This window comes from Prescottella subtropica (genome assembly GCF_005434945.1).
GTDB classification, from domain to species: domain Bacteria; phylum Actinomycetota; class Actinomycetes; order Mycobacteriales; family Mycobacteriaceae; genus Prescottella; species Prescottella subtropica.
The window spans coordinates 223,876-241,886 of the sequence record NZ_SKCH01000004.1; the positions used below are offsets into that span (position 1 = coordinate 223,876).

Annotated in this window: 21 protein-coding genes and 1 riboswitch; of the genes, 14 read left to right on the top strand and 7 right to left on the bottom strand. The window is 70.6% G+C overall.

Features of this window, described 5'->3' with window-relative positions; all coding sequences use genetic code 11:
• Entirely contained in the window at positions 1–981 is a 981-nt protein-coding gene (locus tag E0497_RS06865) for a glutamate ABC transporter substrate-binding protein (protein ID WP_241665754.1), read from the bottom strand.
• Entirely contained in the window at positions 978–2,288 is a 1,311-nt protein-coding gene (locus tag E0497_RS06870) for a hypothetical protein (protein WP_137724035.1), read from the bottom strand. The genes E0497_RS06865 and E0497_RS06870 overlap by 4 nt, the downstream gene beginning before the upstream one ends.
• A gap of 161 nt (positions 2,289–2,449) precedes the next feature.
• Here E0497_RS06870 and E0497_RS06875 point away from each other — a divergent pair, with 161 nt between their 5' ends.
• Positions 2,450–3,289, top strand: coding sequence for an NUDIX hydrolase (locus tag E0497_RS06875; RefSeq protein ID WP_137724036.1), 840 nt, complete (start codon positions 2,450–2,452; stop codon positions 3,287–3,289).
• Between the two features lie 56 nt (positions 3,290–3,345).
• On the opposite strand, the gene E0497_RS06880 is transcribed toward E0497_RS06875, so the two are convergent.
• Positions 3,346–4,737, bottom strand: a complete 1,392-nt coding sequence (locus tag E0497_RS06880) for an MFS transporter (RefSeq protein WP_137724037.1) — start codon at positions 4,735–4,737, stop codon at positions 3,346–3,348.
• Between the two features lie 57 nt (positions 4,738–4,794).
• Here E0497_RS06880 and E0497_RS06885 point away from each other — a divergent pair, with 57 nt between their 5' ends.
• Positions 4,795–5,301, top strand: coding sequence for a winged helix-turn-helix transcriptional regulator (locus tag E0497_RS06885; protein ID WP_137724038.1), 507 nt, complete (start codon positions 4,795–4,797; stop codon positions 5,299–5,301).
• Between the two features lie 7 nt (positions 5,302–5,308).
• Here the strand turns inward: E0497_RS06885 and E0497_RS06890 are convergent, their stop codons facing one another.
• Entirely contained in the window at positions 5,309–5,704 is a 396-nt protein-coding gene (locus tag E0497_RS06890) for a phage holin family protein (RefSeq protein WP_137724039.1), read from the bottom strand.
• Between the two features lie 220 nt (positions 5,705–5,924).
• Here E0497_RS06890 and E0497_RS06895 point away from each other — a divergent pair, with 220 nt between their 5' ends.
• Together E0497_RS06895 and E0497_RS06900 are read left to right on the top strand one after the other, a co-directional pair.
• A complete protein-coding gene (locus E0497_RS06895) occupies positions 5,925–7,103 on the top strand; it encodes a glycosyltransferase 87 family protein (protein WP_241665755.1) in 1,179 nt (392 codons plus the stop codon).
• 46 nt (positions 7,104–7,149) lie between these two features.
• Entirely contained in the window at positions 7,150–7,584 is a 435-nt protein-coding gene (locus tag E0497_RS06900) for a hypothetical protein (RefSeq protein WP_137724040.1), read from the top strand.
• A gap of 16 nt (positions 7,585–7,600) precedes the next feature.
• On the opposite strand, the gene thiE is transcribed toward E0497_RS06900, so the two are convergent.
• Positions 7,601–8,293 carry a thiamine phosphate synthase gene (gene thiE, locus E0497_RS06905; protein WP_137724041.1) on the bottom strand — a complete coding sequence of 231 codons (693 nt, stop codon included), beginning with the start codon at positions 8,291–8,293 and terminating at the stop codon, positions 7,601–7,603.
• 26 nt (positions 8,294–8,319) lie between these two features.
• Positions 8,320–8,431, top strand: a riboswitch (TPP riboswitch).
• On the opposite strand from thiE, the gene thiO reads away from it, so the two are divergent.
• The 9 genes from thiO to E0497_RS06950 all read left to right on the top strand — a co-directional run bounded on the left by thiO (position 8,400) and on the right by E0497_RS06950 (position 15,625).
• Positions 8,400–9,497 carry a glycine oxidase ThiO gene (gene thiO, locus E0497_RS06910; RefSeq protein WP_153269347.1) on the top strand — a complete coding sequence of 366 codons (1,098 nt, stop codon included), beginning with the start codon at positions 8,400–8,402 and terminating at the stop codon, positions 9,495–9,497. Its footprint overlaps the riboswitch before it by 32 nt.
• 11 nt (positions 9,498–9,508) lie before the next feature.
• Complete coding sequence (gene thiS, locus E0497_RS06915; RefSeq protein WP_137724043.1) at positions 9,509–9,718, top strand: sulfur carrier protein ThiS; 210 nt, start codon at positions 9,509–9,511, stop codon at positions 9,716–9,718.
• Positions 9,719–9,725: 7 nt separating this feature from the next.
• Positions 9,726–10,469 carry a thiazole synthase gene (thiG, locus tag E0497_RS06920; protein WP_137724093.1) on the top strand — a complete coding sequence of 248 codons (744 nt, stop codon included), beginning with the start codon at positions 9,726–9,728 and terminating at the stop codon, positions 10,467–10,469.
• Between the two features lie 115 nt (positions 10,470–10,584).
• Entirely contained in the window at positions 10,585–11,124 is a 540-nt protein-coding gene (locus E0497_RS06925; RefSeq protein WP_137724044.1) for a pentapeptide repeat-containing protein, read from the top strand.
• 111 nt (positions 11,125–11,235) lie between these two features.
• Positions 11,236–12,183 (top strand): ABC transporter ATP-binding protein, encoded by a 948-nt coding sequence (locus E0497_RS06930; RefSeq protein WP_137724045.1) that lies wholly within the window; start codon positions 11,236–11,238, stop codon positions 12,181–12,183.
• Complete coding sequence (locus E0497_RS06935) at positions 12,180–12,932, top strand: ABC transporter permease (protein WP_137724046.1); 753 nt, start codon at positions 12,180–12,182, stop codon at positions 12,930–12,932. The genes E0497_RS06930 and E0497_RS06935 overlap by 4 nt, the downstream gene beginning before the upstream one ends.
• A 77-nt stretch (positions 12,933–13,009) precedes the next feature.
• Positions 13,010–14,485 (top strand): M20/M25/M40 family metallo-hydrolase, encoded by a 1,476-nt coding sequence (locus tag E0497_RS06940; RefSeq protein ID WP_137724047.1) that lies wholly within the window; start codon positions 13,010–13,012, stop codon positions 14,483–14,485.
• Between the two features lie 67 nt (positions 14,486–14,552).
• A complete protein-coding gene (locus tag E0497_RS06945) occupies positions 14,553–15,365 on the top strand; it encodes an adenylate/guanylate cyclase domain-containing protein (protein ID WP_479681064.1) in 813 nt (270 codons plus the stop codon).
• A gap of 74 nt (positions 15,366–15,439) precedes the next feature.
• On the top strand, positions 15,440–15,625 hold the full coding sequence (locus E0497_RS06950) for a hypothetical protein (RefSeq protein ID WP_137724048.1): 186 nt from the start codon (positions 15,440–15,442) through the stop codon (positions 15,623–15,625).
• Here the strand turns inward: E0497_RS06950 and thiD are convergent.
• Positions 15,617–16,474, bottom strand: a complete 858-nt coding sequence (gene thiD / locus E0497_RS06955) for a bifunctional hydroxymethylpyrimidine kinase/phosphomethylpyrimidine kinase (RefSeq protein ID WP_137724049.1) — start codon at positions 16,472–16,474, stop codon at positions 15,617–15,619. The two genes, E0497_RS06950 and thiD, sit on opposite strands and share 9 nt — an antisense overlap.
• Positions 16,475–16,541: 67 nt before the next feature.
• On the opposite strand from thiD, the gene E0497_RS06960 reads away from it, so the two are divergent.
• Entirely contained in the window at positions 16,542–17,069 is a 528-nt protein-coding gene (locus E0497_RS06960; protein WP_170312897.1) for a GNAT family N-acetyltransferase, read from the top strand.
• Between the two features lie 73 nt (positions 17,070–17,142).
• On the opposite strand, the gene E0497_RS06965 is transcribed toward E0497_RS06960, so the two are convergent.
• Positions 17,143–17,982 carry a hypothetical protein gene (locus E0497_RS06965; protein WP_241665756.1) on the bottom strand — a complete coding sequence of 280 codons (840 nt, stop codon included), beginning with the start codon at positions 17,980–17,982 and terminating at the stop codon, positions 17,143–17,145.
• Positions 17,983–18,011 lie beyond the last annotated feature (29 nt).

Consider the following 18,011-nt stretch of genomic DNA (forward strand, 5'->3'; position numbering starts at 1 on the left):
TCAGTTCCGGTACGTCGCGGCCGGCGGGGTGGGTGCCGGCCCCAGGACGGTGAGCCACCGCTGGTAGAGCTGCTCCCACGTGCCGTCCCGGCGGATCCGGTCGAGGGTGCCGTTGACGGCCCGCACCAGGTCGTCGTGATGGTGTGCGATCCCGATGCCGTACGGTTCGTCGCCGAGGCTGCCGCCGACGATGCGCGTGTACGGGTCCTGCGTCGACAGCCCGGCGAGCAGTGTGTCGTCGGTGGTGATCGCATCCACCTGCCGTTGCTGCAGCATCACCAGGCAGTCCGCCCACATCGGTGCCGACACGACGACCGCGGCCGGTTGCAGCGCCCGGATCCGGTCGAGCGACGTCGTACCGTCGCCGACGCACACCCGTTTGCCCGCCAGGTCGCCGACCCCTCCGATGGGGTAGCCGTCGACCGTCAGAATGCGTTGGTGGGCAATGTAGTACACCGAGGAGAAGTCGATGTGCTCCCGGCGCTCGCACGTGATGGACATGGTCTTGGCGACGATGTCGACGACACCGTCGGACAGTGCGTGCTCACGTTCGGTGTACGGCAGGATCCGGAAGTCGACGGCGTCGGGGCTGCCCAGCAGATCACGTGCGATCTCGCGGGCGACGTCGACGTCGAAGCCCTCGACGGTGCCGGTCGCCGGGGCCCGGAAACTCATGAGGTTGCTGCCGGTGTCGATACCCACGATCAGCCGGCCCCGGGCCCGGATCGCGTCGACGGTGGGGCCGGTGGGACGCTCCCCGTCGGGGAACGGCCGCAGGCTCGCGGTCGGCTCGTGGCAGTCGACGGGGCGCGGTGGCGGCGACGTCGGGGGGACGACCGTCGCCCCCTCCGGTTGCGGGGCCGTGTAGTACGGGCCCGCAGGTGGCGCGATCGACGGTCCGGGCGGCGCCGAGCATCCGCCGACGACGACCGCGGCCACCGTCGCGGCCACGACCGCCCCGGCCCGCACGCGGCCGGTCACTGGTACTCCCGCAGTCGGGGCCACAACCCGAGCGGAATCCCGACGGCACCGATCAGGGTGATCGTCACCGCACCGGGCCCCAGCGCGGACAGCACCCGGGACGCGTATCCGACGTCGTCGCGCAGTTCGCCGCGCGCCCGGTCGGCGGCGGTGGCCAGGGATCCGTCGACGGTGTCGACATGTGTTGCCGACGAGTCGGGGCCGGTACCGACCATCGTGGCGGTGGCCACCGCCACGTCGCCGACCTCGAGTGCATCGGTCATGCGCTGATGCGAGGCCACCCACGTGCCGAGCGCCTGCGCTGCCGCCGCGGCCTCGTCGGAGCCGACCGTGTGCGGATAGTCGTCGAGCAGGCCGCGCAGCCGGTCGGTGTCGTCACGGAACCGGGCCGCGTGCACGGCGTTCTCCTCACGGCGGACCAGTTGCAGGTTCTCCTGGGCTCGCGCCTGCTGCCCGAGGATGCGGGCCTGGGACAGGGTCGCGAGCGGGTCGGCGCCCTGCCGGACGGCGCGGTGCGCGGCCGTCGCCGAGACGATGCCGGCCCCGAGGACCCACACCAGCAGCGCCGACAGTGCCACCGTCGTGAACAGCAGTCCTGCGTTGAGGGTGCGGCGGGTGCGGCGGGCCAGCACGACCTGCGTCGCCACGAGTGCCGCGATCAGGGCCACGAGCGCACCGATCGCGGCCCAGGGGGGATGCCCGAATCCGGCCTGCGGGGCGCGGGCCTCCGCCGCGCGTTCGGCGTGCAGGGCCTGCGCCGACGGCAGGATTTCCGCCTGCATCAGCGACGACGCCTCCGCCAGGTAGGCGCCGCCGACGGGGTTGCCGACCCGGCTGTTGGCGTGCGCGGTCTCCACCAGACCCGTGTACGTCGGCAGTTTCGTGGCGATCGAGGTGAGCAGGCGCCGGCCCTCGTCGTCTCCGCCCAGCTCGTCCGAGGTGGCGACCAGTTCGGCGGACGCCGTCCCGAGTGCCTGCGCGTACCGGTCGCGGGCAGCACCGGACTCGGTGCCGTCGGACAGGAACGCGGTGGCGGCCGCGGCGTCGGCGAGCGACAGCGACGCGTACAGGTTCTGGGCCGAGCGGGCCAGCGGTTCGGTGGTCGACAGCAGCGTGTCCAGGGCCTGTTTGCGCTGGTTCGCGATGTTCGAGGCGACCATCCCGGCGACGAGCGTCGCGATCAGCAGGGCGATCCCGATGAGGAGCATGCGTGCGGGGGTGGCCCGGAGCAACTCCCGGGTCGACATCTGGCGGGCGCGCACCGGCATGAAGCCACGCAGGGCATGCACCCGCTCCGGTACCACCACGGCCTCATCCTCGGTTCGCCGCTCGACTGCTGCCGAGCATATAGGTCTCGCCGACGCGTTGTTCCGCCGTTTCGCGATGTTGCAGGCGATACTGGGGTGGCATCCTGGGGGTGTGTGAGGGCGACACGAGGCTCGGCGGACAGGCAGGTGAGAGGCACTTCATGCGCGGTGACGGAGACGGCTGGGCGACGACGCCCGACGGGGTTCGGCAGTGGGGCAGGTACGGCGCGGCGGGCCTGTTGCTGCGTGCGCCGCTGCCCGACGGTTCGGCGGCCGTCCTGCTGCAGCATCGGGCGGCGTGGAGCCATCAGGGCGGGACGTGGGCGCTGCCCGGCGGTGCCCGCGACAGCCACGAGACGACGGTCCACGCCGCGGTGCGCGAGGCGCAGGAGGAGACCGGTATCGACGTCGACGCGGTCCGGGTGCGGGCCGAGCGGGTCACCGCGGCCGTCGCGGGCGGCTGGACGTACACGACGGTCGTCGCCGACTCCGAGAAGGTCCTGTCACTCGTCCCGAACGGGGAGAGCACCGAACTCCGCTGGGTCCGGGAGGCCGAGGTGGAGGAGTTGCCGCTGCACCCGGGATTCGCGGACGCGTGGCCGGGGCTGCGGACCCGTGAGGTGCGGGTGCTGCTCGACACCGCGAACGTGCTGGGTTCCCGCCCGAACGGATGGTGGCGTGATCGTGCGGGTGCGACGACCGACCTGCTGGAGCAGTTGGCGCAGGCGTTGCCGCGCACGATCGAACTGCCGGACGGCCGCTTCGGGTGGCTACCGAGGATCGAGGCCGTGCTCGAGGGGCAGGCCCGCGGCGCCGGGCACACCGACCCGCGGATCCCCGTGCACGTCGCCGGCGGCAGCGGCGACGACGAACTCGCCCGGCAGGCATCTCTTCCCGGCACGATGACCGCGGTCGTCACCGCGGACCGGGGTCTGCGCAGCCGGCTGCCCGATACGGTGCTGCCGCTGTCGCCGTCGACGGTGTGGGACTGGCTGGGCTGAACCCGGCGGCAGGGCATCGAGCCGGACGACGACATGTTCGATGCCGGTGAATGGGATCACGACGAGAGTTCCTGTGCAGTAATCGGTTTCGCGGACATTGTCGGCCCGCTGGGGTGGGGGGACATGCCCAGTGCGGTGAGTGCGCCGACGGCGGCGAGCGCCGCGGTCGCCCACCATGCCGCGGTGGACCCGGACGACGCCAGGACGGCGACGAGGATCGCGATGCCGAGGACGCTGCCGAGTTGGCGACCGGTGTTGACGACCGCGCTCCCGGTCGCGCCGAGGGCGGGTGGCAGCGCCGCGGCGGCCGTCGACAGGATCGTCGGCAGTGCCAGGCCGACACCGGCGCCGGCGATCAGCCAGCCGGGCAGCATCCCGGTCGCATAGTTGGGTGCGGTGTCGACACCCGCGAGCACGAGCACGGTCCCGACGCCCCACAGGGCGCTGCCGAGGGCGGCCACCGTGCCCGACGTCAGGCGCCGGCTCAGCACCTGCCCGACGACGGCGAACACCGGGACCAGCATCGGTCCGGGCGCGATGGCGAGACCGGTGCGCAGTGCCGAGTACCCCCACTGGTTCTGCATCCACAGGATGTTCGCGAGCAGTCCCGCGGCGAACGACGCGCTGAACGCGATCGCGGTGACGTTCGACCAGGTGAACGGTCGCACCCGGAGCATCGCGGGATCGAGCAGGGGGCTGTCGTGGTGCACCGTGCGCCGGGCGAACCAGGCGAGGGCGACGGCACCCAGGCTCGCGGCCGTGAGTGTCCCGGCGTGCGTCCACCCCCAGTCCGGGCCCTGGACCAGGGCGAGGGAGACCGCGCCGACCCCGAACCCGAGCAGGGTCGCGCCCGGCCCGTCGACGGGCACGGGGTGCGGATCACGCGACTCGGGGACCGTGCGCGCGGCCGCCCACAGCAGGACCAGGCCGATCGGGAGGTTGATCAGGAAGATCCATCGCCACGACACGGCCACCATCAGGCCGCCGAGTGCCGGGCCGAGGGCGGCCGCCGCGGCGCCGGTCGCGGCCCACAGTCGGACGCCGGATGCCCGGCGCTCCTCCGGCAGCGCGGCGATGACCAGTCCGAGGCTCGCCGGCGTCAGGATCGCGGCACCTGCGGCCTGCGCCGAGCGGAACGCGACCAGCGTCCACAGGGACGGCGCGAGGGCGCACGCGGCGCTGGCGGCGGTGAACAGGGTGAGGCCGGCGAGGAACGCGCGGCGCCGCCCGACCCGGTCGGCCCATCGTCCCGCGGGAATCAGCAGGGCGGCGTAGACGATCGCATATCCGCTCAGAATCCAGCTGAGTTGGGCGAGGGGTGGTCCGGAGAAGTCCGAGGCGATGTCGTCGAGGGCGACGTTGACGACGAAGAGGTCGAGGCTCGCGACGAACGGTGCCCCGGCGAGGACGGCGAGCAACACGCCGAATCGCTGACTTTGCTTTTCCATAGCCAGGAGTGTGACCCCTGGCTATGGAATTGGCAAGTCAGCAGGTAGGTTGGGGGCATGCAGGCGGCACGACTCGACGGTTTCCTCTCCGATCGCACCGCGTGGCGTGCCACGCACTGTTCGATCGCGAAGGCCATGGACATGGTGGGCACGCGCTCGGCGATGCTGATCCTGCGCGAGGCCTACTACGGGACAACGCGGTTCGATGATTTCGCCGGGCGGGTGGGCATCACCGAGGCGGTTGCGGCCGCACGCCTGCGGGAACTGACGGCGGAAGGCCTGTTCGAGAAGCGCCCGTACAAGGAGCCCGGGCAGCGCACCCGCTACGAGTACGCGCTCACGGGCAAGGGGCGCGATCTGTTGCCGGCGGTGATCGCGCTGATGCAGTGGGGGGACCGGTACCTGCAGGGCGACCGCGGCGGTCCGCTCGACCTCGCCGACGACACCACGGGCGAACCGGTGCACGTCGAGGTCCGCAGCGAATCCGGCCGCCGGGTCGCGCTCGACGAACTCCGGGTGGTCCCGAACATCACGGAGGAACAGGCGCGCCGCTCGATGGGCTGAGACCCGATCAGGCCGCGGTGCCGTCCTTCTTCTCGGCCACCTTGTTCCGCAGCACGACCATCGGCAGCAGGACGGTGGCGAGTGCGGTGGCCAGCCACACGACGATCGTCGCGAGAACCCAGGTGCGCCAACCGGAGATCGACAGACCGCCGAACACCGACGCGATGATCAGCGCCACGAAGGTGGTGACCAGGCCGATCCCGCCGAGGAACGCCGGGGCATTGCGGGCCGCGACCTTCATGATGAACGGCGACAGCAGGCTCTGCGCGATCGCGAACAGTACGACGGCGGTGACGAATCCGCCGATACTCACCGACACCTCGGGCAGCAGCAGCACCGCGACGAGGATGCCGATCGCGGCGGAGCCGAGGAAGATCGCGGAACGGATGAGGAAACGCATCATGGTCGATCCTTCGTGGTGTGCCGCATACGGTGCAAGACCGGATGGTCCATTCGATCGTGAGTGTAGTGAGTGCGGGCGGTGATCCCGGGTACGTCGGCATCGGCCGTGTTACCTAGGCTGGGCTCGCAGATCGACGAGGGGACAGACTGTGTTCGAGGGTTCGGTACCGACCGGGACGACCGACGAACGGGCTGCGTCGCGCCGGACCGGACATACGATCGTGCTCGCTCTGTGGGCGATCGTGTCCGTGATCCTCGTGTTCGCGACGGTGCCGCCGTGGGCGCCGCAGGCCGGGATCTTCGCCGGCGGAACCGATCTCGACGTCTACCGTGACGGTGCCCGGCACATCGTGTCCGACCTGCCGCTGTACACCCAGCCCGTCATCTACGGCCTGCTGTACACGTACACGCCGTTCTCGACGCTGGTGTTCATCCCGTTCGGCCTGCTGCCCGGCGGCTACGACAAGTACCTCTGGATGGTCGCGAACCTGGTGCTGCTGGCGGTGATCGTCGCGGCCTGCCGGCGGATGCTCGGGGAACGCATCACCGGGTCGACGGTGGCCACGTCGGGGCTGCTGGCGCTCGCATGCACGTTCGTCGAACCCGTCCGCACCACCCTGTTCTACGGGCAGATCAACCTCGTGCTGATGGCATTGGTGCTGTGGGACGTCTCCCGCGGCGACCGCAGTCGGATCAAAGGGGTCGGGATCGGCATCGCCGCCGGTATCAAGCTGACACCCGGCTACTTCGTCCTCTACTACCTGGTGCTGCGCCGGTGGCGGGCCGCGGCGGTCGCCGTCGCCACCGTCGCCGCGACCGTCGGGGTGAGTTGGCTGCTGCTGCCGGACGATTCGTGGCAGTACTGGACGAAGACGTTCTTCGAATCCACCCGCATCGCCCCCGACACGCACCCGGCGAACCAGTCCCTGCGCGGCGCGATCGCCCACGTGCTGGGCCGGGACGCGCCGGTCCTGCTGTGGCTGGCACTCGCCGTCGCGGTCGTCGCCGTCAGCATGTGGATCGTGGTGCGACTGCATGCACGGGGGGAGCAGTTGCTCGCGGTGACGCTCGCCGGGCTCACCGCGGCCGCGGTGTCCCCGTTCTCGTGGAGCCACCACTGGGTGTGGCTCGTCCCGCTGCTGGTGTGGATCGTGCACCGCGCCGCCGGCAACCCCCGCTGGTGGCTCGCGGCCCTCGTCGTCTACCTCGCCGCGGGCGCGTGGCCCTACCGGTGGGACGAGCACGTCGTGGTGGTAGGACTGTTCCTGTACCCGCCGTGGTGGACCGTCACCGAGGTACTGGTCAATATCTATCCGCTGCTCTACGCCGCGATCCTGGCCGGTACCGCGGTGATCGCGTTCCGCCGGCCGGCCGTCGCCGGGAACGACACCGGTCGGTAGGTACCCGTTTCGGGTCCGGGCAGGGCGGCCTGCCACCATGTCCGGCATGAAACTTCGCCACCTGATCGCCGTCGTCCCCGCCGCGCTGCTCGTCCTCACCGGATGCAGCAACAGCGAGGAAGCCGCGGCACCCGCCTCCACGTCCCCGTCCGCAGGGCAGCCTGCACAGGACATGTCCTCCGACGACCTGCTCGACTCCGCCGTGTCGGCGATGTGCACGCAGGTCCTGACCTACCTCGACGTGTCGGAGGAGCAGGCGAAGTCGTCCGGCGAGTCGTTCGACCGGGCCGCGGCCGGCACCGAGTTCCTCGACCAGCTCAAGTCCAGCTCCGGCGTGTGGGTGGCCGCCTACAACCAGCAGGCCGAGGCCGTCGGCCAGCCGGCCCTCGACCCGGCGACCGCGACGTGGGAGGACATGCCCGCCGAGAGCCGCGAGCTCATCGAGAAGGCCGTGTCGACGGGCGTCTCCGGAACCTGCTGACCGGTGTGACCGAAGGTCAGCCGCGCAGGGCGTCCGACAGCGCCCGCGCGGCGGCCTCCGGGTCGGCGGCGGCGGTGATCGCCCGCACCACCACGATGCGTGACGCGCCCGCCGCCAGAACCTCCGGCAGCCGCTGCTCGTCGACGCCGCCGATCGCGAACCACGGCCGGGTCGGGGACGCGTCGGCGGTGCTGCGGACCAGGTCCAGGCCCGACGCCGTCCGCCCCGGCTTGGTGGGGGTGGCCCACACCGGACCGGTGCAGAAATAGTCGACATCGTCCTCGATCGCCGCCAGGCTCGCCTGCGCACGGTTGTTGGTGGAGCGTCCGATCACGACGTCCGGGCCGACGATCCGGCGCGCGTAGTGCACCGGCAGATCGTTCTGCCCGAGATGCAGGACGTCGGCGCCCGCGGCGAGCGCGATGTCGGCGCGATCGTTGACGGCGAGCAGTGCGCCGTGCCGGCGGGTCACGCCGCCGATGACCGCCAGCGCCGCCAGTTCCTCCTTCACGTCGAGCGGGCCGAACTCGCGTTCCCCGGCCGACCCCTTGTCCCGCAACTGGACGATGTCGACGCCCCCGGCGAGGGCGGCGTCGACGAACTGCGCCAGATCGCCGGTGTCGCGGCGGGCGTCGGTGCACAGGTACAGACGTGCGTCGGCGAGACGCTCACGGGGTGTGCGGTGTATGACGGACCGGGAGGCTTCCACACGTCGAACGGTAGTCTCTGGAGCGGACGAATCAACACGGGAGTCCCGGGGATCGCGGGGCTGAGAGGGGACCTGCCGGTCCCGACCGTCATACCTGACCCGGATCATGCCGGCGCAGGGAGTGAGGTGGAAAACAGTGACTCGAACAGTATCCGTCGTCGGTGGCGGTGTCGTCGGCCTGTCCGTCGCGTGGCGGGCCGCGCAGCACGGGTGGGCGGTGACGCTGTACGACCCGGCGATCGGCTCGGGCGCGTCGTGGGTGGCCGGCGGCATGCTCGCCCCCCTGTCGGAGGGCTGGCCCGGTGAGGAGGCGGCGCTCGCGTTCGGGGCGGCGTCGCTGCAGCGGTGGCCCGGTTTCGGCGCCGAACTCGAACGCCTCGCCGGGGTGCGGCTGTTCACGTCCGACGACTCGCTGACCGTCGCACTCGACGCCGCCGACGCCGCCGACCTGCACACGATCGCCGAGTTCGCGGCCACCCAGGGCCACGAGCTCGCGGTTCTGAACCGTGCGCAGATCCGGGAACTCGAGCCGTCGCTCGGACGCGGGATCCGGATGGCGCTGCACGCACCCACCGAACAGGCCGTCGACAACCGGCTGCTGGTACAGGCGCTGCGGACCGCGGTGGTGGCAGCGGGCGTGCAGCTGGTCGAACGTTCGGTCACCGACCTCGATGCGCTCACCACCGACCAAGTGGTGCTCGCTGCCGGATCGCATGCCGCGCAGCTGTGGCCGGGGCTGCCGGTGCGGCCCGTCAAGGGCGAGATCCTGCGGCTGCGGGCCCGGCCCGGCGTCACCCCCGCACCGGGTCGCACCATCCGCGGCACCGTGCACGGACGCCCGTCGTACCTGGTGCCGCGGGCCGACGGAATCGTCGTCGGCGCAACCCAGTACGAGCACGGCTACGACACGCAGGTCACGGTCGCCGGTGTCCGCGACCTCATCGCCGACGCCGAGGCACTCATGCCCGCGATCGGCGAGTACGAGCTGTACGAGGCGAAAGCCGGTCTGCGCCCGATGAGCCCGGACAACCTGCCGATCATCGGCCGGGTGTCCGATCGGGTGGTGCTCGCCACCGGGCACGGCCGCAACGGTGTCCTGATGACCCCGTTGACAGCGGACGCGGCGGTCGCGATCCTCGGCGGCACCCCACCGGCGGAGGCGGAATCTGCTTCTCCCGAACGATTTTCACGTGTGATGGCATGAGCGAGGTTGGAATGAGTGAGTTGATCGGGATCGCCGTCAACGGGGAGGATCGCGAATTCGACGGTCCGCTGACCGTGACGGATCTGCTGGAGCGGCTGGACCTGCCGCAGCGCGGCATCGCCGTCGCCGTCGACGGCGCGGTGTTCCCGCGTGGCCGCTGGGCCGAGAACGTCGGTCGCGGTTGGGAAATCGAGATCCTCACGGCGGTGCAGGGTGGCTGACACGGACATGTTGACGATCGCCGACCGCACGTTCGGATCCCGGCTGATCATGGGCACCGGCGGCGCCGCGAACCTCGCGGTGCTCGAGGAGGCGCTCGTCGCGTCCGGTACCGAGCTGACCACGGTTGCGATGCGCCGCATCGACGCGGCCGGAGGTACCGGCGTGCTCGATCTGCTGCGCCGCCTGGACATCGCGCCGCTACCCAACACCGCCGGCTGCCGCGGCGCCGCCGAGGCCGTGCTCACCGCGCAACTCGGGCGCGAGGCACTCGAAACGGACTGGGTGAAACTCGAGGTCATCGCCGACGAACGCACCCTGCTGCCCGACGCCATCGAGTTGGTCAGCGCCGCAGAACAGCTCGTGGACGACGGGTTCGTCGTGCTGCCGTACACCACCGACGACCCGGTTCTGGCGAAGCGACTCGAGGACGTCGGCTGTGCCGCCGTCATGCCGCTCGGCTCGCCGATCGGCACCGGACTGGGCATCTCCAATCCGCACCACATCGAGATGATCGTCGACGCCGCGAACATCCCGGTCATCCTCGACGCCGGGATCGGCACCGCGAGCGACGCCACCCTGGCGATGGAACTCGGCTGCGACGCCGTCCTCCTCGCCACCGCCGTCACCCGCGCCAAGGACCCGGCGCTCATGGCGTCGGCGATGCGCGGCGCCGTCGTCGCCGGCCACGAGGCCAGACATGCCGGACGTATCCCCAAGCGGTTCTGGGCGCAGGCGTCGTCCCCGATGTGAGTCGGCGCGACACCCGCACATCGCGTCGAACTTGCTGGTTCGGCGCGGTTTCGGGGATTTCGGGTTAGGCTCGGACGCGTCTGCTCCGTTGGTTCCAGTGCCGGGAGGGCCTGCCATGACGACGTTGAGTACCGATCTCCTCGACCTGCTGCGCTCGGATGTCGTGGCGTGGAACGCCCGACGTGACGAATTGCCCGATGCCCCCGATCTGCACGGCCTGAATCTGTCCGGCGCCGATCTGGCCGGCGCGAACCTGACGGGCGCCAACATGATGGGCATCGATCTGTCGGGGGCGGACCTGCGGTCCGCGGAACTCGGCGGCGCGAACCTGACGGGTGCCAACCTGTCCGGGGCGGTCGCCGCGGACGCCGACTTCACCAACGCGTACCTGACCAACGCCACCCTCACCGGCGCGGTCCTGACGCTGTCGTTCCTGACGTCGACGTACATGGCGCACGCCAACCTGGCGGGTGCCGACCTGTCCGGGGCGTACATGACCGGGGTGCATCTCGAGGACGCCGACCTCACCGGCGCCAGACTCTCGGGCGCGTACCTCGCGCACGCCGACCTGACGGGTGCGGTGCTCACCACCGCCGACGTGTCCGGTGCCGATCTCACCGATGTGACGATGCCGGACGGCATGGTGCGGATCTGATCTCGGGGTGATCCCCGACCCCGGCTCGGGGTCGGGATCATCCCCGGGTATGATACAGGAACCGACCCGAGTCCGATGCGGTAAAGGGAGGTTTCGGGCAGAGTGGTCCCCATGATTGAAGTGAGGGGACTGACGAAGACCTACGGGTCGACGAGAGCGGTGGACGATCTCACGTTCTCCGTGAAGCCGGGCATCGTCACCGGCTTCCTCGGCCCGAACGGTGCCGGCAAGTCGACGACCATGCGGATGATCCTCGGTCTCGACACGCCGACGTCGGGGACCGCACTGATCGGTGGGGTGCCCTACCAGCAGTTGAAGCAGCCGCTGCGGACCGTGGGCGCGCTGCTCGACGCCAAATGGGTGCATCCCAACCGGTCGGCGAAGGCACACCTGCAGTGGATGGCCGCGGCCAACTCGCTGCCCAAGTCGCGGGTCGACGAGGTACTGCGCCTGGTCGGTCTCACCGAGGTGGCGGGGAAGAAGGCCGGCGGTTTCTCCCTCGGCATGTCGCAGCGACTCGGCCTCGCCGGCGCGCTGCTCGGCGATCCGAAGGTGCTGCTGTTCGACGAGCCCGTCAACGGCCTCGATCCCGAGGGCATCGTCTGGATCCGCACGTTCATGCAGAGCCTCGCCGCGGAGGGCCGCACGGTTCTCGTCTCGAGTCACCTGCTGTCCGAGATGTCGCTCACTGCGGAACATCTCGTCGTGATCGGACGCGGCCGGCTCATCGCCGACACCAGCGTCAAGGAGTTCGTCGACCGTGCGTCGGAGTCGTCGGTGCGGGTCCGCAGCCCGCAACTCGAGGCGCTGCAGTCCGTCCTCACGGGGCAGGGATTCGCGGTCCGGGTCGATCCGGGTGCCGACCATCAGCCGGTGCTGGTGGTGTCCGGGGCGCGCACCGACGACGTCGGCACGCTCGCCGGCGCCAACGGCATCGTGCTGCACGAATTGTCGTCGCAGCGCGGCTCCCTCGAGGACGCGTTCATGAAGCTCACCGGCGACGACGTCCAATACCACGCGCAGACCGTTCCGCAGACCCAGGGAGGTGCGCTCCGATGAGCGTGTTGAATGCCGAGCGCATCAAGCTCACATCCACCAAGTCGCCGATCTGGTGCAGCCTCATCGCGGTCGCCGTCAGTGTCGGCTTCGCGGCGATCATGGGTGTCTCGTACAAGGCGATGAGGTCGTCGGGCGACGAGTCGTTCGGCGAGTTCTCCGTTTCGTTCACCCAGCTCGGTGCCGCCCAGTTCGGGTCGATGCTGGTGATGATCATGGCGGCGCTGGCCGTCACCACCGAATACCGGTTCGGGGTCATCCGCACCACGTTCCAGGCGGTCCCGAACCGCACCCGCGTCATCGGCGGCAAGGCCGTGCTCCTCGCGGTCGTCGCGGGTGTGCTCGGCCTCGTCATCGCGCTGCTGTCGTTCCTGGTGGCGCAGGTGACGTCCGGGCTGTCGCTGTCACTGTCCGACGGCGACAGCCTCCGTGAACTGTTCGGCATCCCGATCTACTACGCACTCCTCGCGGTGCTCGCGGTGAGTGTCGGCACGTTGCTGCGCCAGTCGGCCGGCGCCATCGCGCTGCTGCTGATGTGGCCGCTGGTGATCGAGAGCATGGGCGTCATGATCCCCAAGGTGGGCAAGTACGTCACCGAGTTCGGGCCGTTCAACAACGCGTCGCACTTCCTCACCGGCAGCGGCAACGGCAGCTTCCACTGGGGGCCGTGGGGCGGACTGATCTACTTCGCGGCGTTCGTCGCGATCGTCTTCGGCGTCGCCCTGGTCGTCGTGAACAAGCGCGACGCCTGAGGACACGACTGAGCCACGAAGCGCCCGACCGGAATCGATTTCCGGTCGGGCGCTTCGTCGTCCGGTACCGTCGCGGCATGCGCACCGTGCTGGCAGGCATGCTCGGGGTGCTGTTGCTCGGGCCGGGACTGCTGGTGGCCGGGTGCGGTGACCCCGACGATGTCGACGTGCCCGTGGACGGGCCGAGCCTGGCCGCGGCGGTCGATCCGGATACGGCGTTCGGTGACCTCGAGCAGTTGCAGCGCATCGCGGACGAGCACGGCGGCAACCGGGCCGTCGGCACCCCGGGCTACGACGCGAGCGTCGACTACGTCGTCGGGCAGCTCGAGGACGCCGGATTCGATGTGGACACACCGGAATTCGCCGTCGACGTGTTCACCGTGCAGGCCGAGACGCTGCGGGTGGGCGGCCGGGACGTGCCGACGACGACGCTCGGCTATTCGCCGTCCACCCCGCCCGGCGGGCTGACGGCGCGGCTGGTGCCGCTGGCTCCGGGGGAGGCGCCGGGCTGCGACGCGAGCAGCTACGACGGACTCGACGCGTCCGGCGCCGTGGTCCTCGTCGACCGTGGCGGCTGCCCGTTCGCACGGAAACAGCAGGTGGCCGCCGATCGCGGGGCGGCGGCAGTGGTCGTCGCCGACAACGTCGACGAGGACCTCATCGGCGGCACCCTCGGCGGACGCGACGCCGCCCGCATCCCGTCGGCGGCCGTCACGCAGGCCGACGGTGCCGCGCTGCGCGATGCCGCGAACGACACAGCGGTGACCCTCGTTCTCGACACCACGACGGATTCGGCGGTGTCCCGCAACGTGATCGCGCAGACGCGGACCGGTGACGGCGGCAACGTCGTGATGGCGGGCGCGCACCTGGACTCGGTGCCGGCCGGGCCGGGTATCGACGACAACGGGTCCGGGGTGGCGGCGCTGCTCGAGACGGCCCGGGCGCTCGGGGCGTCCCCCGAGATCTCCAACGCGGTGCGGTTCGCGTTCTGGGGTGCCGAGGAGGTGGGACTCGTCGGCTCCGAGGCGTATGTGGCGGGACTCGACGACGCGGCCCGCGCCGACATCGCGCTGTATCTGAACTTCGACATGGTCGGCTCCCACAACGCCGGCTACTTCGTGTACGACGGCGACGATTCCGATGCGGTGGGGGAGGGGCCGGGCCCGGACGGATCGGCGGGTATCGAGCGCGCGTTCGAGGCGATCCTGCTGCAGTCCGGTACCTCCCCGGACGGCACCGACTTCGACGGCCGCTCCGACTACGGCCCGTTCATCGCCGCCGGCATTCCGGCGGGCGGCCTGTTCACGGGTGCCGACGAGACGAAGACCGCAGCCCAGGCCCGCAAGTGGGGTGGCGACGCGGACACGATGTTCGACCCGAACTATCACACCGTTCGCGACACCCTGGACGCCGTCGACCGGGCGGCACTCGATACGAACGTGCGGACGATCGCCTACGGCATCGGGCAATACGCGCAGTCGATCGACGGACCGAACGGGGTGCCGGACGCGGGGGACGCACGGGCCACGGCCCGCGCCGGGACACCGAAATAGACCACGGTGGTACCGGCGGTACCAGGTACTTCTGCGAGGCGGGCCGGCCAGGATTACTCTGGCCGCCGTGAACGACGACCAGAGTGACCCGACCACGGTCACCGACTCGGTTGCGAAGTGGGTCCGCGACGCCGACCGGTTGCCTTCCCTCGTCGACGCCGTCCGGCGGCTGCGCCGGGCGCTCCCGGGCGATCCGTCGTTCGGTGACCCGCTGTCGACCACCGGCCCCGGGGGTGCGCGGGCCGCGGCCCGCATGATCGACACCGGCCCGGGCGCGTCCCGCGAGGTGAGCATGGCGGCGCTGCAGGTGCTGCAGGTGATGCTCGAGAAGACGTGGGGCAGCCCCGCGAACGGCGAGGTCACCATCGTGTTCACCGACCTGGTGGGCTTCTCGAGCTGGTCACTGCAGGTGGGTGACGGCCCCACCCTGGCGCTGCTGCGCGACGTCGCGGCCACCATCGAACCACCGATGTCCGAGCGCGGCGGCAGCGTCGTCAAACGGCTCGGCGACGGGCTGATGGTGGTGTTCGACCACCCGGACAAGGCGGTCGAGGCAGTGTTCGCGGCCCGCGCGGCGCTGGCGACCCTCGACTACGACGGCTACCGGCCGCGGATGCGTGTCGGCCTGCACACCGGTGCCCCGCAGGCCGTCGGTGCCGACTGGTTCGGGGTGGACGTCAACGTCGCCGCCCGCATGATGGAACTCGGCGGCGACGGCAACGTCGTCGTCTCCGGCAACACGTACGACGCGATCGGCGCCGACCGGCTCACCGAGCTGGGGTTGACCGCCAAGCGGTACCGGCGGGGGTTGCTCACGCCGCCGCAGCGGGGTGTCCCCAACGATCTGCCGGCGTTCGTGGTGCGCCCGATCCCACAGTGAGCACGACGCGGGTGGTTGTTGCGATCTGCTCTCGGCCGATGCCGCAGCAACCGCCCGCGGCGCATACTGGGGTCATGCGTGCAGGCGAGCATCCCCAGCGGACGCCCCTCTACGGCGTCCTGATGATCATTGTGGCGCTGGCCGCCTCGACGGCCGTCACCTACAGTGGCCCGTCCTGGCTGCGCGTCACCGTCTACATCACCACGGTCGCGGTCGTCGCGGTCGGCTTCGTGATGACCTTCCGCGATTTCTCACACTGAACCGGCGTCGGGGTCGAGTCGCCACAGCGGGGAGACGGGGCCGTGTCCGGCACCCAGGTCGTACGACGCCGCAAGGCAGCGGGTGACCCACTGCTTGCCGAACGCGACGGCGTCGGGCATCGCATACCCGTGGGCGAGCGCGCACGCGACGGACGCGGCGAGGGTGTCGCCGCCGCCGTGATCGTTACCGGTGTCGATCCGCGGGCTGGTGAACTCGTGGAACGTGTCGCCGTCGAACAGCAGGTCGGTCGACGCCTCCGACGTCCGCAGATGCCCGCCCTTGACGAGGGACCACTGTGCGCCGAGCGCGTGCAGGGCCTCGGCGGCGCGGCGGGCGGTGGTGTCGTCGACGACGTCGATGCCGGTGATGAGCCGGATCTCGTCGAGGTTGGGGGTCACCAGCGAGGCGAGGGGGATGAGGGTGGTGCGGACGGCGTCGAGGGCCTCGGCGTGCAGCAGCGGATCGCCGTGCATGGACGCGCACACCGGGTCGACGACGAGCGGGATCGCGCCGTCACGCCCGATGCCGACCTCCCGGCACACCTGCGCGACGGATTCGATGATCGCGGTGGACGCGAGCATGCCGGTCTTGGCGGCGGAGACCCCGATGTCGTCGACGACGCAGCGCACCTGTGCGGCCACCGTCTCGGGTGGGATCTCGTGAAAGCCGCTGACGCCCACCGAGTTCTGCACGGTGACGGCCGCGACGGCGACGCACGCGTGCACGCCGAGCATCGCCATGGTGCGCGAGTCGGCCTGGATGCCCGCGCCGCCGCCGGAGTCGGTGCCGGCGATGGTGAGGGCACGGATCGGGGTCTGGCCGGTCGGCGTCAGGGGCAGGTAGTCCACGCGCCGAGCCTACCCAGGGGCGGAAAACCGATTGCCCCGACTCCGGGGGCGGCGTCATGCTGGGCGGATGACCTCTGTAGTGCCCGGATTCCGGCTGCGCCCCGAACATCCCGACGACGCCGCGCAGGTGCGGGCGGTGGTGCTCGCCGCGTTCCCCGGCCCGGACGAGGCGGACCTGGTGGACGCGTTGCGGACCGATGCGGCGTGGGTGGACGGCCTGTCGTGGGTGGCGGTCGCCGACGACGGCGAGCATGCGGGCAGCGTCGTCGCGCACGCGCTGTGTACCCGCTGTCACGTGGACGGGGCGGAGTCGTTGGCGTTGGCGCCGGTGTCGGTGCTGCCGGAACTGCAGAATCGGGGACTGGGTGCGGCGGTGACGCGGGCGGTGCTCGATGCGGCGGCTGCGCAGGGGGAGTCGAGTGTGATCGTGCTGGGGCATCCCGACTACTACCCGCGGTTCGGGTTCACCCGTGCCTCCACCCACGGCGTCCGGGTCGCGTTCGAGGTGCCCGACGACGCCCTGATGGCCCTCGCCTTCGGGGACGCCGACGTGCCGGCCGGCACCGTGCGGTACGCGGCACCGTTCGGAGTGTGACCGCGGCACGACATCGTCCCGGTACCAGAGTGATTCGGGTACCGGGACGATGTGTTGCGGGATCGCAGCGTGCTTACGGATTCTGCTGGCTCTGGTAGACCATCCAGGAACTGGCGGTGTACATATCCACCGTCGTCGTCAGTGAGTTACCGGACGCCGAGGGAAGTCCGGCGCGGAGATTGACCGCCCAGTTGAGTGAACCGAGAGGTCCGCAGCCGGTGGCGCCGGGGACCGCGAAGTCGGTGGCCGCTGCTCCGTAGCCCGGGAAGTAGGTGCCGACTTCGCCGGATGGGATACCCGCGGGCTGGCCACCCGTGCTGGGGTCGACCTTCAGATCGAGATCGATCGGATCGTCGGTGGTACCGAGGTAGCAGTTGTCGCCGAGTAGTGGGTTGGACAGCTTGATCCGGATGGGGAGTTTGACCGTCATGTTCTCGGGACTCGGAAGGTTGAACACAGGGGTTCCCACCTGCTCGACGGAGGCGATGATGCGGGTGGGGCCGAAGTCCTCGGCCGATCCCACACCCAACGCACCTCCCGGCACCTGAATGGGATTGGCGTGGACGCCGCCGTCCTTGGGGAAGAAGTCCCAGGTCATAGGGGGGCCGGGGGTGATTTTGTTGCCGCCGGCGATCATCATGCTGTCGGGATCGAGATCCACCGTGAGGTTGCCGAGTTTCATGGTGCCGGTCTTGACGATTACGGTCTGGCATCCGCCAGGTGTGGGTACGGGCTGACCGGTGTCCGGGTTCTTGTTCAACAGATCCTCGACCGGGCAGGTGTCCCAGCCGGTGAAGGTGAACGGATCCTGAGGGGCCGGACCGGAGGAACCGAGTGAGCCGCTGCTGCCCTCGGAACCAGAGAGGCTGCCCGAGCTGCCACTGCTACCCAGGCTGCTCTCCGCGGCGGCCACGCCACCGCCGACGAGTGCAAGGGCCGCTG

What these genes read in the sequence shown, in the direction of transcription:
- thiO (WP_153269347.1), top strand. Translation starts at nt 8,400, where the DNA reads ATGCCGGCGCAGGGAGTGAGGTGGAAAACAGTGACTCGAACAGTATCC.
- E0497_RS06960 (WP_170312897.1), top strand. Translation starts at nt 16,542, where the DNA reads ATGACCTCTGTAGTGCCCGGATTCCGGCTGCGCCCCGAACATCCCGAC.
- E0497_RS06900 (WP_137724040.1), top strand. Translation starts at nt 7,150, where the DNA reads ATGAAACTTCGCCACCTGATCGCCGTCGTCCCCGCCGCGCTGCTCGTC.
- E0497_RS06935 (WP_137724046.1), top strand. Translation starts at nt 12,180, where the DNA reads ATGAGCGTGTTGAATGCCGAGCGCATCAAGCTCACATCCACCAAGTCG.
- E0497_RS06950 (WP_137724048.1), top strand. Translation starts at nt 15,440, where the DNA reads ATGCGTGCAGGCGAGCATCCCCAGCGGACGCCCCTCTACGGCGTCCTG.
- E0497_RS06890 (WP_137724039.1), bottom strand. Translation starts at nt 5,704, where the DNA reads ATGATGCGTTTCCTCATCCGTTCCGCGATCTTCCTCGGCTCCGCCGCG.
- E0497_RS06885 (WP_137724038.1), top strand. Translation starts at nt 4,795, where the DNA reads ATGCAGGCGGCACGACTCGACGGTTTCCTCTCCGATCGCACCGCGTGG.
- E0497_RS06925 (WP_137724044.1), top strand. Translation starts at nt 10,585, where the DNA reads ATGACGACGTTGAGTACCGATCTCCTCGACCTGCTGCGCTCGGATGTC.
- E0497_RS06875 (WP_137724036.1), top strand. Translation starts at nt 2,450, where the DNA reads ATGCGCGGTGACGGAGACGGCTGGGCGACGACGCCCGACGGGGTTCGG.
- thiG (WP_137724093.1), top strand. Translation starts at nt 9,726, where the DNA reads ATGTTGACGATCGCCGACCGCACGTTCGGATCCCGGCTGATCATGGGC.
- E0497_RS06940 (WP_137724047.1), top strand. Translation starts at nt 13,010, where the DNA reads ATGCGCACCGTGCTGGCAGGCATGCTCGGGGTGCTGTTGCTCGGGCCG.
- E0497_RS06880 (WP_137724037.1), bottom strand. Translation starts at nt 4,737, where the DNA reads ATGGAAAAGCAAAGTCAGCGATTCGGCGTGTTGCTCGCCGTCCTCGCC.
- E0497_RS06930 (WP_137724045.1), top strand. Translation starts at nt 11,236, where the DNA reads ATGATTGAAGTGAGGGGACTGACGAAGACCTACGGGTCGACGAGAGCG.
- thiS (WP_137724043.1), top strand. Translation starts at nt 9,509, where the DNA reads ATGAGTGAGTTGATCGGGATCGCCGTCAACGGGGAGGATCGCGAATTC.